This is a genomic window from Tianweitania populi (genome assembly GCF_014652875.1).
Taxonomy (GTDB): domain Bacteria; phylum Pseudomonadota; class Alphaproteobacteria; order Rhizobiales; family Rhizobiaceae; genus Tianweitania; species Tianweitania populi.
This window is the reverse complement of the sequence record NZ_BMZQ01000001.1, coordinates 1,050,167-1,063,874: the sequence shown is the minus strand read 5'-3', so window position 1 is coordinate 1,063,874 and position 13,708 is coordinate 1,050,167. Positions and strand designations below refer to the sequence as shown.

Annotated in this window: 10 protein-coding genes; 3 read left to right on the top strand and 7 right to left on the bottom strand. The window is 58.8% G+C overall.

Annotated elements, in window-relative coordinates; translation table 11 throughout:
* Nucleotides 1-37 precede the first annotated feature (37 nt).
* Together glnA and IE166_RS05235 are read right to left on the bottom strand one after the other, a co-directional pair.
* Complete coding sequence (gene glnA, locus IE166_RS05240) at nt 38-1,447, bottom strand: type I glutamate--ammonia ligase (RefSeq protein WP_189502232.1); 1,410 nt, start codon at nt 1,445-1,447, stop codon at nt 38-40.
* A gap of 41 nt (nt 1,448-1,488) precedes the next feature.
* Nucleotides 1,489-1,827, bottom strand: coding sequence for a P-II family nitrogen regulator (locus IE166_RS05235; protein WP_189502230.1), 339 nt, complete (start codon nt 1,825-1,827; stop codon nt 1,489-1,491).
* A gap of 303 nt (nt 1,828-2,130) precedes the next feature.
* On the opposite strand from IE166_RS05235, the gene IE166_RS05230 reads away from it, so the two are divergent.
* Nucleotides 2,131-3,615 carry an NAD(P)H-hydrate dehydratase gene (locus tag IE166_RS05230; protein WP_189502228.1) on the top strand — a complete coding sequence of 495 codons (1,485 nt, stop codon included), beginning with the start codon at nt 2,131-2,133 and terminating at the stop codon, nt 3,613-3,615.
* On the opposite strand, the gene IE166_RS05225 is transcribed toward IE166_RS05230, so the two are convergent.
* Nucleotides 3,605-4,411: a DUF72 domain-containing protein gene (locus tag IE166_RS05225; RefSeq protein ID WP_189502226.1), complete on the bottom strand. Its 807-nt coding sequence runs from the start codon at nt 4,409-4,411 to the stop codon at nt 3,605-3,607. The two genes, IE166_RS05230 and IE166_RS05225, sit on opposite strands and share 11 nt — an antisense overlap.
* Nucleotides 4,412-4,430: 19 nt before the next feature.
* The gene (gene uvrA / locus IE166_RS05220) at nt 4,431-7,355 is read right to left on the bottom strand and encodes an excinuclease ABC subunit UvrA (protein WP_189502224.1); all 2,925 of its coding nucleotides are present in this window, start codon (nt 7,353-7,355) and stop codon (nt 4,431-4,433) included.
* Between the two features lie 709 nt (nt 7,356-8,064).
* On the opposite strand from uvrA, the gene ssb reads away from it, so the two are divergent.
* Nucleotides 8,065-8,595 (top strand): single-stranded DNA-binding protein, encoded by a 531-nt coding sequence (gene ssb / locus IE166_RS05215; RefSeq protein ID WP_280514857.1) that lies wholly within the window; start codon nt 8,065-8,067, stop codon nt 8,593-8,595.
* 62 nt (nt 8,596-8,657) lie between these two features.
* Here the strand turns inward: ssb and IE166_RS05210 are convergent, their stop codons facing one another.
* A complete protein-coding gene (locus IE166_RS05210; protein WP_189502222.1) occupies nt 8,658-9,758 on the bottom strand; it encodes a catalase family protein in 1,101 nt (366 codons plus the stop codon).
* A gap of 147 nt (nt 9,759-9,905) precedes the next feature.
* Between IE166_RS05210 and IE166_RS05205 the strand changes: the two genes are divergently transcribed.
* Nucleotides 9,906-10,103 (top strand): hypothetical protein, encoded by a 198-nt coding sequence (locus tag IE166_RS05205; RefSeq protein ID WP_189502220.1) that lies wholly within the window; start codon nt 9,906-9,908, stop codon nt 10,101-10,103.
* 80 nt (nt 10,104-10,183) lie between these two features.
* On the opposite strand, the gene IE166_RS05200 is transcribed toward IE166_RS05205, so the two are convergent.
* Nucleotides 10,184-12,502 (bottom strand): FdhF/YdeP family oxidoreductase, encoded by a 2,319-nt coding sequence (locus tag IE166_RS05200; protein ID WP_189502218.1) that lies wholly within the window; start codon nt 12,500-12,502, stop codon nt 10,184-10,186.
* Between the two features lie 36 nt (nt 12,503-12,538).
* Nucleotides 12,539-13,657 (bottom strand): acyltransferase family protein, encoded by a 1,119-nt coding sequence (locus IE166_RS05195; protein ID WP_189502216.1) that lies wholly within the window; start codon nt 13,655-13,657, stop codon nt 12,539-12,541.
* Nucleotides 13,658-13,708 lie beyond the last annotated feature (51 nt).

Sequence of the window (13,708 nt, the reverse complement as noted above, 5' to 3'; positions counted from 1 at the left end):
CTTCGCAGGCGGGTTTTTTCGTAATCTGGCTGATGGATCAGACCGAGTAGTACATGTCGAACTCAACAGGGTGCGGCGTCATCTCGAAGCGCATGACCTCGGCCATCTTCAACTCGATGAAAGCGTCGATCTGGTCGTCATCGAACACGCCGCCAGCCTTCAGGAAGCCGCGGTCGCGGTCGAGGTTCTGCAATGCTTCGCGCAGGGAACTGGCTACGGTTGGGATCTTCTTCAGCTCTTTCGGCGGAAGGTCGTAAAGATCCTTGTCCATCGGCTGGCCCGGATGGATCTTGTTCTTGATGCCGTCAAGACCAGCCATCAGCAGCGCAGCAAAGGCGAGGTACGGGTTCGCGCCTGGGTCAGGGAAGCGGACTTCCACGCGCTTGGACTTAGGCGACGAGCCGAACGGAATGCGGCACGATGCCGAACGGTTTCGCGCCGAGTAAGCCAGCAGAACCGGCGCTTCATAGCCAGGCACCAGACGCTTGTAGGAATTCGTCAGCGGGTTAGTGAAGGCATTGATCGCCTTGGCATGCTTGATCACGCCGCCAATGAAGAACAGGCAGTTCTCCGACAGGCCAGCATATTCGTTGCCCGCAAAGGTCGGCTTGCCGTCGCGCCAGATCGACATGTGAACGTGCATGCCCGAGCCATTGTCGCCGAATACAGGCTTCGGCATGAAGGTCGCGGTCTTTCCATAGGCGTTGGCGACCTGATGCACGACATATTTGTAGATCTGCATCTTATCGGCATTGCGAACCAGCGTGTCGAACTTCAAGCCGAGTTCGTGCTGGGCGGCGGCCACTTCGTGGTGATGCTTTTCCGTGCGAACACCCATTTCGGTGAGAACGGTCAGCATTTCGGAGCGCATATCCTGCGCGGAGTCGATCGGCGGAACCGGGAAATAGCCACCCTTCACGCGGGGGCGGTGACCCATATTGCCAGTCTCGTAATCGGTGTCGTCATTCGACGGCAGCTCGGTCGAGTCCAGCTTGAAGCCGGTGTTGTAGGGATCTGCCTTGTACTTCACGTCGTCGAAGATGAAGAACTCGGCTTCCGGACCAACGAAGATCGTGTCGCCCACGCCTTCAGCCTTCATGTAGGCTTCGGCCTTCTTGGCCGTACCACGCGGATCGCGATTGTAGGACTCGCCCGAGACCGGATCGAGGATGTCGCACATCACGACCATGGTCGACTGAGCGAAGAACGGGTCCATGTGGACCGTGTCCATGTCCGGCATCAGCACCATGTCGGACTCGTTGATGGCCTTCCAGCCGCCGATGGAGGAGCCATCGAACATGACGCCGTCGGCAAACATGTCTTCGTCAACTTCCACCACATCCATCGTGACGTGGTGCATCTTGCCCTTCGGATCAGTGAAGCGCAGGTCAACGAACTTTACCTCGTTGTCCTTGATCTGCTTCATGATGTCATTGGCTGTCGTCATGTTGTCTTTCCTGTCTCCGATGGGATGGTTGCAGCCGTCGTTCAGATTGCGTCGATGCCGGTTTCGCCAGTACGAATTCGCACGACTTCTTCGATATTGGAAACGAAAATCTTGCCGTCGCCAATGCGGCCGGTTTGTGCTGCATTGCGGATAGCCTCAACCGCTGCGTCAACCGCCTCGTCATTGAGCACGACTTCGATCTTCACCTTTGGCAGGAAGTCCACGACATATTCCGCGCCGCGGTATAGCTCGGTATGGCCCTTCTGACGCCCGAAGCCCTTGGCTTCGGTGACGGTGATGCCTTGGAGGCCGACTTCCTGGAGCGCTTCCTTGACCTCGTCCAGCTTGAACGGCTTGATGATGGCTTCGATCTTCTTCATGGCGCCTGCCTCCACTGTACTGACTGCGCGTCGTTGGCCGCTCGCAATGTTGTAAGCAGGAAGCGTGCCAAAGCCTAGCCTTTCCGATCGCTTCCAACAGGCTTCGCGCGAAGCGGTTCTATACCTAACGTGTAGCGCGAAACGGATGTGCAAGATAACCGTTCTGCAAAGAAGACAAGCAAACCGCTACGTTTGTGGTGCTGCAAATACGTTTGTCGTGCTGCAAAATTGAGCGGGATGCTCGTCAAAGCAGCATCCTGGAAATGCGGAATGGGTGTTAGCCGCTTTGCCGCAGGAGGTTCGATGGAAATTTTGACGCCAGCCGAGATGGCGCAAGCAGATCGCAATGCGGACCGAGCCGGCGTCGCGACCTGGCAGCTGATGCAGGCGGCCGGTGAGGCTGTCACTTCCGAGGCTCTGAAGAGGTTTCCCGGGGCGGCTCGGATCGCGGTTCTGTGCGGGCCCGGCAACAATGGTGGAGACGGCTATGTTGCTGCGGCCTGCTTGCTTGCTGTTAGCGGCTTGCCGGTCGAGGTCTGGCGAAGCGGTGAGCCGCGTGCTGATAGCGACGCAGCGAAGGCTGCGGGCCAGTGGGTAGGCGCTGTTGGTGAGCTGGAAGAATTTTCGCCGCAGCCTGACATGCTGGTCATTGATGCGCTCTACGGTGCCGGTTTGGCGCGTGAACTCGAAGGCAACGATCGGCGGGCATTGGAGAGGGTGAGGGCCGCCGGTAGTCAGGTCTTGGCGGTTGATCTGCCGTCCGGTCTATCGGGGCTTAGCGGAGCAGTTCTTGGATACGCGCTGCAGGCGGATTGTACCGTAACGTTCTTTCGCCCGAAGCCTGGCCATCTGCTTTACCCTGGGCGAAGCTTGTGTGGCGAGCTTGTGGTGGCCGATATCGGCATTCCAGCAGGTGTTCTGTCGGACATTGGCTCTCGGCTGTGGGGGAACGCGCCTGAGCTATGGCTGCATGCCTTGCCGCGTCCGTCTGCACTTGCTCATAAGTATCAGCGTGGTCACGTGGCTGTTTTGTCCGGCAAAATGTCGGCGACTGGGGCCGCGCGGCTTTCGGCGGAAGCGGCGGCGCGGGCAGGGGCTGGCGCCGTCACCGTCTTGTCGCCGCCCGATGCGCTGGCTGCTCTTGCCACGCATCTCACTGCAACCATGCTGCATCGCTTCGATACACCTGACGATGTTCTCACCTTTGTTGAGCAGCGTAAGGTGCAGAGCTTGGTTTGTGGGCCGGGATTTGGCACTGGCGAGAAGCAGATGGCGGTCATCAGTGCGCTGCTCCAGCAGGTTGAAACGCCGCTTGTGCTTGATGCCGATGCCATCACCTTACTGGCGAAAGAACGGGAGACGTTCCTGAAGGCTCGTACGGGCGAGAAGCCGACTTTGGTTCTTACTCCGCACGAAGGCGAATTCGCACGTTTGTTTCCGGATCTTGCGGAGGGCGAGACTCTGTCGAAGGTGGAGCGAGCGCGGACGGCCGCCAAACGCGCGATGGCGGTCGTGATCTACAAAGGCGCCGACACCGTTATTGCCGCACCTGATGGCCGTGCGGTGATCAACACCAATGGCACAGTGTGGCTTGCAACCGCTGGCTCAGGAGATGTGCTTGCCGGCCTTGTCGCTGCACTGCTGGCACAAGGCATGCCACCCTTTGAAGCCGCATGCGCAGCCGTCTGGGTTCACGCCGAAGCAGGCAGGCGGGAGGGCTTCGGCATGACAGCTGAGGATCTGCCGCAAGCGGCCCGCAAGGTGTTGGCGAAATTGATCAATCGCTAAGCTTCTGCTGAAGCGCCATTGCGGCTTGAGGCGCGCGGATCTTCCCTTCGTGAATGAAGTAGACGAAGACGTCGCGCGCCATCTTCTTCGGCTCGCGATCCGGCGCGGCCAGATTCAAGCCCGCCGGCTGTTCGCCCTCAGCCCAAGCCTTGGCTCTTTCGGCCCAAGCCCCGATAGTCTGCTCCGGATAGGCAGTCGGGATTTCGTCCTCGCCCTTCTGCAGGCGGGAATAGACGAAGTCAGCCGTGACATCCGCGATCTCAGGATAATCATGATGGTCGGCGTGGCAGATCGCAGCCTTGTACTTCTCCGCCAATGCAACGAAGGCGGGGTCGATGAAGCTGGCATTGCGGACTTCAAGCACATGGCGCAGCTTCAACCCGCCGCTGTCGGACGGCAGCAGCTTTAGAAATGCCTCAAAGTCGTGGGGCTCGAACTTCTTGGTGGGTGCGAACTGCCAGATGATCGGCCCGAGCTTATTACCGAGTTCATGAACGCCGGTGTCGAAGAACTTCTTCATCGATTCTCCGGCCTCACCGAGAACCTTCTTGTTGGTGACGAAGCGGTTGCCTTTTACCGAAAAGACGAAGCCATCCGGCACATCCGCCGCCCATTTCGCGAAGGTCGCTGGCGTTTGGCCGCGATAATAGGTGCCGTTGATCTCGATGGTCCGGAGCTGTGACGAGGCGAATTCCAGCTGCCGCTTCTTTGGCAGGTCGTCGGGATAGAACGTGCCTTCCCATGGTTCGAAGGTCCAGCCGCCGATACCGGCACGGATTGTTCCGCTCTTGCTCATCCTCGCCTTCCTCCTGAGATCATTCTGCAGCTTCAGCCTGGCGTGCGCCGGGCCGGCGTTCCAGAAGCTCCTTGAGGAAGCGGCCGGTATAGCTGCGCTCCACCTTCACCACCTCTTCGGGCGTGCCGCTGGCAACCAGCTCACCGCCACCGTCACCGCCTTCAGGACCAAGATCCAGCAGCCAGTCTGCGGTCTTGATGACCTCCAGATTGTGCTCGATGACGACGACCGTGTTGCCCTGATCCACCAGCTCCTGCAAGAGTTCGAGCAGTTTGGCGACGTCGTGGAAGTGCAGACCGGTCGTTGGCTCGTCCAGGATGTAAAGCGTCTTGCCGGTGGCTTTACGCGACAATTCCTTGGCGAGCTTGATGCGCTGAGCCTCGCCGCCGGAGAGTGTCGTCGCCTGCTGGCCGACCTTTATATAGCCGAGGCCAACCTGCTTCAGCGTTTCCAGCTTGTCGCGCACTACCGGCACCGCAGCGAAGAAGTCGACGCCTTCTTCGACGGTCATGTCCAGCACATCCGCGATCGACTTGCCCTTGAACGTCACGTCGAGCGTTTCGCGATTGTAGCGCTTGCCGTGGCAAACATCGCAGGTGACATACACGTCCGGCAGGAAGTGCATCTCGATCTTGATGACGCCGTCGCCCTGGCAGGCCTCGCAGCGGCCACCCTTGATGTTGAACGAGAAACGGCCGGGCTGGTAGCCGCGCGCCTTCGCTTCCGGCAGACCCGCGAACCAATCGCGGATCGGCGTGAAGGCGCCGGTGTAGGTCGCAGGGTTGGAACGCGGGGTACGGCCGATCGGCGATTGATCGATGTCGATGACCTTGTCGATAAACTCCAGGCCCTCGATGCGATCATGCTCCGCCGGAAGCTCGCGCGAGCCCATGACGCGGCGGGACGCAGCCTTGAACAGCGTCTCGATCAGGAAGGTCGACTTACCACCGCCCGAAACACCCGTAACAGCCGTGAAGGTGCCGAGCGGAATTTCACCGGTAACATTGCGCAGGTTGTTGCCGCGCGCGCCGATGACCTTGATCGACTTGCCCTTCTTGGCTTTGCGCCGCTCCACCGGCAGGGCGACTTCCAGCGCGCCGGACAAATATTTGCCGGTCAGCGACTCGTCGCTCGCCATGATGTCGGAAGGCGTGCCCTGTGCGATGATCTGGCCGCCGTGAACGCCGGCCGCCGGCCCAATATCGACGACATAGTCGGCTGTGAGGATCGCGTCCTCATCATGCTCCACCACGATTACCGTGTTGCCGAGATCGCGCAGGTGACGCAACGTATCAAGTAAGCGCGCATTGTCGCGCTGATGCAGGCCGATTGAAGGTTCGTCCAGAACGTAGAGCACGCCGGTCAGACCGGAGCCGATCTGCGAGGCCAGGCGAATGCGCTGGCTTTCGCCACCAGACAGCGTGCCGGAATTGCGTGCCAGGGTGAGATATTCCAGCCCGACATCGTTGAGGAAGCGAAGCCGCTCGCGAATTTCCTTGAAAATGCGATAGGCGATCTCATTATGCTTGGTGCTGAGAGACTGCGGCAGGTCCTCGAACCAGCCGACTGCGTTGCGAATGGAAAGCGCCGTTGCTTCGCCGATATGCTTGCCGGCGATCTTTACGGCCAAGGCTTCCGGCTTCAGCCGATAGCCTTTGCAAGCCGGGCAAGGCGTTGCCGACATGAAGCGCTCGATCTCCTCGCGCATCCAGGCTGATTCCGTTTCCTTCCAGCGGCGCTGAAGGTTGGGGATCACCCCTTCAAAGGTCTTTGTGGTCTTGTATGCGCGCAGGCCGTCATCATAGCTGAAGGCAACCTGACGATCGCCCGTGCCGTGCAGAACAGCCTGTTTGGCCTCATCGGAAAGGTCGCGCCAGCGATCGACGAGCTTGAATCCGTATTCCTTTCCAAGACCCTCCAGTGTCTGGCCGTAGTAAGGTGAACTCGATTTGGCCCAAGGAGCAATCGCGCCTTCCTTCAGGCTGACATGATCCTCGGGAACCACCAAGGCTGGATCGATCGCGCTTTGGCTGCCGAGACCGTCGCAGGTCGGGCAAGCGCCGAACGGGTTGTTGAACGAGAACAAGCGGGGCTCGATCTCGGGAATCGTGAAGCCGGAAACCGGGCAGGCGAACTTCTCCGAGAACAAGATGCGTTCATGCGTTTCGTTCTTGGACTTGTTGACGGCGTCAGCACCGGTCCGCTTACCGTCCAGCGGCTTGTCTGCAAATTCGGCGACTGCCAAACCTTCCGCGAGCCTTAAACAGGTCTCAAGGCTGTCGGCCAGACGTGCCGCGATGTCGCCGCGCACCATGACGCGATCCACCACGACGTCAATGTCGTGCTTGTACTTCTTGTCGAGCGCAGGAGCTTCCGCAATTTCGTAGAACTCGCCGTCGATTTTGACGCGCTGGAAGCCTTTCTTCTGAAGCTCGGCAAGCTCCTTCTTGTACTCGCCCTTTCTTCCGCGAACCATTGGCGCCATGATGAAGAGGCGCGAGCCTTCTTCGAGCGCCATGACGCGATCGACCATCTGGCTGACCGTCTGGCTTTCGATCGGAAGGCCGGTGGCGGGTGAGTAGGGAATGCCAACGCGCGCATAAAGCAGGCGCATATAGTCGTAGATTTCCGTTACCGTGCCGACCGTGGAGCGCGGATTGCGGCTGGTGGTCTTCTGCTCGATCGAAATGGCGGGCGACAAACCATCTATCTGGTCGACATCCGGCTTCTGCATCATCTCTAGGAACTGGCGCGCATAAGCCGACAGGCTCTCGACATAGCGGCGCTGCCCTTCCGCATAGATCGTGTCAAATGCCAGCGATGACTTGCCGGAACCCGACAGACCGGTCATCACGATGAGGCTGTCACGCGGCAGATCGAGGTCGATGTTCTTGAGGTTGTGCTCGCGCGCGCCGCGAATGGAAATGTGCTTGTGGTCGGCCATGCCGCCTCGCAAATAAGATGTGACGGAGGTTGCGCGACGAGGCTCGCACACGCATCCCGCATGTAGGTTCGTGGTCCCGATCTGTCCACGTCTCCGCACAGCATTAACCTCTTCCGTCTGCCGTGCAAGCAAAAAGAACAAACAAGGAACTTTGCTTTCTGTGTTTCAGCCGATCACATTTTGCCGGCGTAGTTGACGCCTATGCAGGAACGGCGCATCCTCCAATCAGTCGATCGGCAATGCCACAGCGGCGGCTAGAGAAGCGTCAGGCACAAAGCCGGATCGACATGGCAACAGGCGAGGAGACAGGCATGACTCCACCGGACTGGAACTGAGGGGCTCTGCTTTATACAGGGTCCCGCCGACGCGAGACTTAAAACGCCATAGCGTACGGCAAACCGACAATCAGAGACGGCAGTCGGATCGCGGTTAACCGCATAGCATCCGAAACAGCGTCGGGAGCTCCGTCCCGACCGGAGGCTTAGACCTCATATCAGGCTCCGTGTTCTTCCTAGATGGAAGCGCGGAGCCTTCATCATTTTAGAGGTATGACACGCATTTTCCGCTTGCGAAAAAAGCACTGGCATATAGAACAAAAAGAGAACATCGTTCTGGCGGCGGACCGTGGAAAAGCGTGACGCGGCGGGCGACATAACGCGAAGGCTCCTATAGGGTCGCCAGCGATTTCGGATGAGCACGGAGTAGCATCATGGCGGGTAGCGTCAACAAAGTCATTCTGGTGGGAAACCTCGGAGCTGATCCGGAAATTCGTCGTCTCAACTCAGGCGATGCCGTCGTCAATCTGCGCATTGCGACCTCCGAGACCTGGCGCGACAAGAACTCTGGCGAGCGCAAGGAGAAGACCGAGTGGCACAGCGTTGTGATCTTCAACGATAACCTCGCCAAGGTTGCCGAGCAGTACCTGAAGAAGGGCATGAAAGTGTACCTGGAAGGTTCGCTGCAGACGCGCAAGTGGCAGGACAAGGACGGCCAGGATCGTTACAGCACCGAAGTCGTGCTGCAGAAGTTCCGCGGTGAATTGCAGATGCTGGATGCCCGCGGTGGCGGTGGCGGCGATGTTGGCGAGTATGGCGGCGGCTCGAGCTATAGCGGCGGCGGTAGCGGCGGCGGACGTCGTGGCGGTTCCGACTTCGGTCAGTCGAGCCCATCGGATGATCGCGGCGGTCGCAGCGGCGGCGGTAATTTTTCGCGCGATCTCGACGACGAAATTCCTTTCTGATCAGACAAACAAAAAGGCCGGCAATGAGTGCCGGCCTTTTTGTTTGATGCAATCGCCTCACTTCAGGGCAGGTTGAGCGCTTTTGGCTCCTGCACCGGCGTTCCGTTTCGCGCGCTGCGAAATTGCTGAGAGTGCCTGTAGGCATCTTTGCGCATACGCATCAGCGAGCCGAGCGGCTTGTGAGCCTCGACACCGTTCCAGGGATTGAAGCCCATACCGTCATCCACGACCCGCGAGCGCTCTTCACTCCATGCTCGCTGTGGCTTCGCCGTGATGATCCCAAGGCGAACATAAGGGCTTTCTTCCTCGCTCCATTCCTTGTTGGCAGGTTCGATCGGCATGTCTTCAAGGTTGGTGCAGAGCTGTGCGCGGATTTCCCACACAGCGGTCTGGCTCGCGAAGAACTCTAAAACCGCCTCTCGGATGCCATCCGGCACGCCGTTGACGTTGAGCGACTGGTCGGTGAGCGCGCGCAGGTTGTCGGAAAGTGGGGCAATGGAAATTTTGGCAATATAATCGCCGAACCGGACAGGAAGCTGGCTGAAGAAGCTGTCGCCAAGAATGTGGGTCTCGAGCTGCCCGCCCATGCTCTTCAGCATCGCGCTCTCACCGCCAACAGCTTCCACGACTGTCTCGATGCCGCGTGCGGCCGCCGATACGACCTTCTTCAAGCCTTCCACGCGATCGGTGGTTGCTGCGATAGGCTTCAGGCTGCCGAGAAAGGCTTTGCCGTCTGGTGCCTGGAAGGTTGGACCGTTGACCATGATGAAGTCTTGATTGCCGCTTTCTTCCGCATCAGGCAGCCGCTCGCCTTCAACGCCGAAAATCTTGATGGCCACGCCGCGCGGCGTCGACACACTATCTGGAAGGATGTCGCCGGGAATGGTGGAGAATCGCATCAGAACGTCGTGGCGACCGGGATGCGCAAAGATGCCCTGTGCAAGTACGTCCGGCAGATTGCCGTCGATCTCCAACTCAGCCTGGAGAATGCCATGGCTTTTCGCGTGAACGCTGCGGATCGCGCGACCGGAATCTTCAAACGTCTTTTCCCGGACCTTGCCCATCGTCTCGTCGATCTTGCGGCCGACTTCAGCTTCTTCGGGCGTGGGCTTATCGACGGCTGGTGAGTAGCGCTGCGGGGAAAGGGGTGACTGGCTCGACATAGCGGGCTCCCGAAATGATTGTGTTACGCTGAGCACCGTCACAATTCCCAGGATGCCTTGTGGTTGCTTCCGAGTTGGAAGCGGAACCGGATCATGCCTTGGTTGTTCGAGATGACCTTCCTCAAGTAACGCTATGGAGCTTACATCATGCAGCGACGCGAAATTTGGATCCTGGTGCTGGTTGTCGTGCTGATCGGCGCGGTCTGGACCGTGCACAGCCTGCTCGACAGTCAGGTGATAACCGAAACAGCGCCGGTGGAGCGTTCCGATCAGCAGAATTCGGGTACAAATGCGCCGAGCCAACAGGTTCCTGCTGCAGGAACAGGTGGGACGACCAATCCATAGTCGTTCGTTAGAAAAGCGATCCCTCCTGATCGGGATCGCTTACCTCCGTATCATCCAATGACAAACACCGCGGCTCAGCCTTAGGCGGCTGTTTGATCCATAGCGGCTTGCATCTTCACGACGCGAACAGGGACGGATTTTGCGGCCGGAACCTTGCTCTCGTCGGCATGCTGCCACAACGGAATGAGCGCATTGCACTCTGGATAGTATGCGCCGACGCAGCCCGAGGGAATGTTGTAGTTCACGACTTCGAAGCCTTCCATGCGACGATGCACGTGGTCGTTCGCTTTCGTCTCCATCGCGACGATCTCGCCGTTTTGGATGTCCAGCCTCTCCATATCTAGTGTGTTCATCAGAACCACCATGCGCGTGCCGTTGATGCCGCGGAAGCGATCCGAATAGCCATAAACCGTGGTATTGAACTGGTCGTTGCTGCGTAGCGTGATTAGCCGCAGAACGTCCGGCTCGGTCCCCGTCTGGAAGCTGGCCGACAGAGCTTCAGGCACCACAAAATTTGCCTTCCCGTTCTCGGTGTTCCATTCGCGATGCCGCGCTGCGAGCGGCTTAGGAAAGCCGCCTGGCGTAAACATACGCGCGTTAAAATTCTCGAAGATTTCAGGGTAAGTGTCTTCGATCGCATCACGCACTTTGCTGTAATCGTCGACCCAATCACTCCAGGGAACGTGGATCGCGTCGGGCAACGTAGCCTTCGCAATTTCCGCGACGATGCGCGGTTCAGACAGCAGGTGCTCGCTCGCAGGTTTGGCGAAGCCGCGAGAGGCGTGAATACAGGACGTACTGTCTTCCATCGTCACCACCTGCGTGCCGCTTGCTTGCTCGTCGATCTCGATGCGTCCGAGACACGGAAGGAGATAAGCGACCTCACCGTTGAAGAGCTGCCCCCGGTTCAGCTTGGTGGCAATCTGGACGGTCAGCCGCATCTTGGGCCACGCCTGTTCCATCAACTCGCGCTCGGGCACGGCACGGAGGAAGTTGCCGCCGAGCCCGATAAAGGCGCTCACCTCACCGCGGATAATCGCACCGCATGCATCCACCGTGCTGTAGCCGGTCTCTGTTGGGGGTTCGAAGTGGTAGAGTGCCTTAAGCTTGTCGAGAGGAACAAGCTCAGGTTTCTCCGAAATGCCAACGGTGCGCTGCCCCTGCACGTTGGAGTGGCCGCGCACGGGACAGATGCCAGCGCCATCCTTGCCGATGTTGCCGCGCAGGAACAGGAGATTGGCGAGCATTCGAACGGTGGTGACGCCGAGCTTATGCTGAGTCAGGCCCATGCCGTAAACGCCAATAACACGCTCTGCCTTGGCGTAGGTCGTGGCGGCGCGGGTGAGCGCCTCGCTCGTCAGGCCTGAATGGCGTTCGAGCTCATCCCAGTCGCTAGACTTCACGTAGTCGAGGAACTCGCTTGAACCGTGCGTGTGCTCGCTCAAGAAGGCGTGGTCAAGCAGGCTTTGCCGGCCGGCTTCAACAGCTTGCGCATCCATTTCAAGAAGCGCTTTGCAGATGCCGGTTATAGCGGCGATGTCGCCGCCGGCCTTCACCTGATAATATTCGCTGCTGATGCGCGTTTCGCTTCCTGTCGCCATCTCGATGGGCGACTGCGGATTGGTGAAGCGCTCCAGCCCTCGCTCTCTCAGCGGATTGAAGCTGACGATCGGAACGCCGCGTTTGCTTGCTTTTTGCAGATCATGAAGCATGCGAGGGCTGTTCGAGCCGACATTCTGACCAAAAAAGAAGATGGCGTCAGTCTTTTCGAAATCATCCAGGCGGACGGTGCCGACCGGTACGCCGATGCTTTTAGGCAAGGCCACCGAAGTGGATTCATGGCACATGTTGGAGCTATCAGGCAGATTGTTGTTGCCGTAGATACGCGCCATCAGTCCATACATGTAGGACGTTTCTAGCGAGGCACGGCCGGACGCGTAGAACACAGTTTTCTTCGGATCGTCGGCGCGGATGGCAGAAAGCTCGCGTCCAATTTCTGCGAAGGCCTTGCCCCAGCTGACTGGCTCATAGCGATCCGTTTCGTGGTTGAAGCGCATCGGGTGTGTAAGCCGACCAGTGGCTTCCAGATCGTAATCCGGCCAAGTCTGGAGTTCCGTGGCCGTGTGCTGTGCAAAGAAGTCCGGTCCGGCTCGCTTGGTGGTCAGCTCCCAGAAGGTTGCTTTTGCTCCGTTTTCGCAGAACTCGGCCGGATGCGGATCCGCCGGTTTTGCCCAGGCGCAGCTGACGCACGCGAAGCCATCAGGCTTGTTCTGTTTGGCGAGAATGGCTGAGTTCTGAAGAACATGTCCTTCTTCCAGCGCATACTTAGTCAGAGACTGAACCGATCCCCATCCGCCAGCCGGTCCTTCATAGGGTTCATAATGGTCGCTGTCGCGCATGTGCTGTTCCTGGCAAGAAGGCTGGAACTGGCACAATCAGGCGGATACGGCTTGGTTCCCGGCCGCATTGTCGCTGCTGCCATCCGGGATCACAGGATGCGCACGGAGCTTGCCTGCTAGCCAGCGCCGTGCGGTTAGTTCGATCCAGCGAAACACAAGGTAGGCCAACGCTACCATGGCGATCACGACCACCAACGATGCTGTCCAGCGACCCAGAAGAGGGCTTAAACAATTGAGCGTGATGTAGCCGATGTTCTGGTGCAGCAGGTAAAGCGGGTAGGTCAGACCGCTGATTGCGAGCAGCAAGGGAGTGGAGCGCAAAGCGCCGCCGAAGCGCACCGTCGCGATGAAAATGGCAGACAAAGCAAGGACGGCCGCGATCAACTGCGTGTCTTCCAGTGCAACACCATAATGGTCCACCATCCACTCTTGCCCGCGGAACGATGTGGCGGTCGCAAGAAGCATGGCAGCGATCAACAAAACAAATGCGTAAAACGATGATCCCACTGTCCGGAGGCGATGCATGAGAATGCCGACGGCGAACCAACCCGAATATTCCGTGATGAGCAGCACACGCAAAGCGCTGCTGTTCAACACGAACTCGTTGATGGCCGATATGAGCATCCAACCTGCAACCAGGATCAACGGGCGCGTTTTGAAGAGGCCAGTTGTAATCCCCAGGGTCATCCAGCCGTAGAAGATCAGCTCCAGCACGATCGACCAATACACACCATCAACGAAGGGCTGCCCAGCTGCCGGGGAGAAGATGAAGAGATTTGCCAGCCACTGTGCGGCTGAAACAGGAAAGCGCGGGTCGGCAGCGGTGAATGCCACAAGGCACGTCAGACTCATGCAAACGGCGAAAGCGGGATAGATACGCGCAAAGCGGAGCAGGGCAAAGGTCACGGCACCACGTCCTTCCGCCGACCAGGCAATGACGAAGCCGCTGATCATAAAAAACAGGTTGACCCCGAGATAGCCGTACATCGCCATGCCGGCGACTTCCGGGTAGCCGACATCCAGGAAGACAGGAGCAGAGGAGCCACGAAAGAAATAGTGGAAGGCAAGCACGCTTGAAGCGGCAACAAAGCGCAACGCGTCCAGTGCGGCGAGGCGGTCGTGGTTAGGCAGGGATGCGCCGGAAGGAGTGCTCATGCAACTGCACTAGCCTTGATCGGATGTCACGAACACACGCGGCAGGGAAAA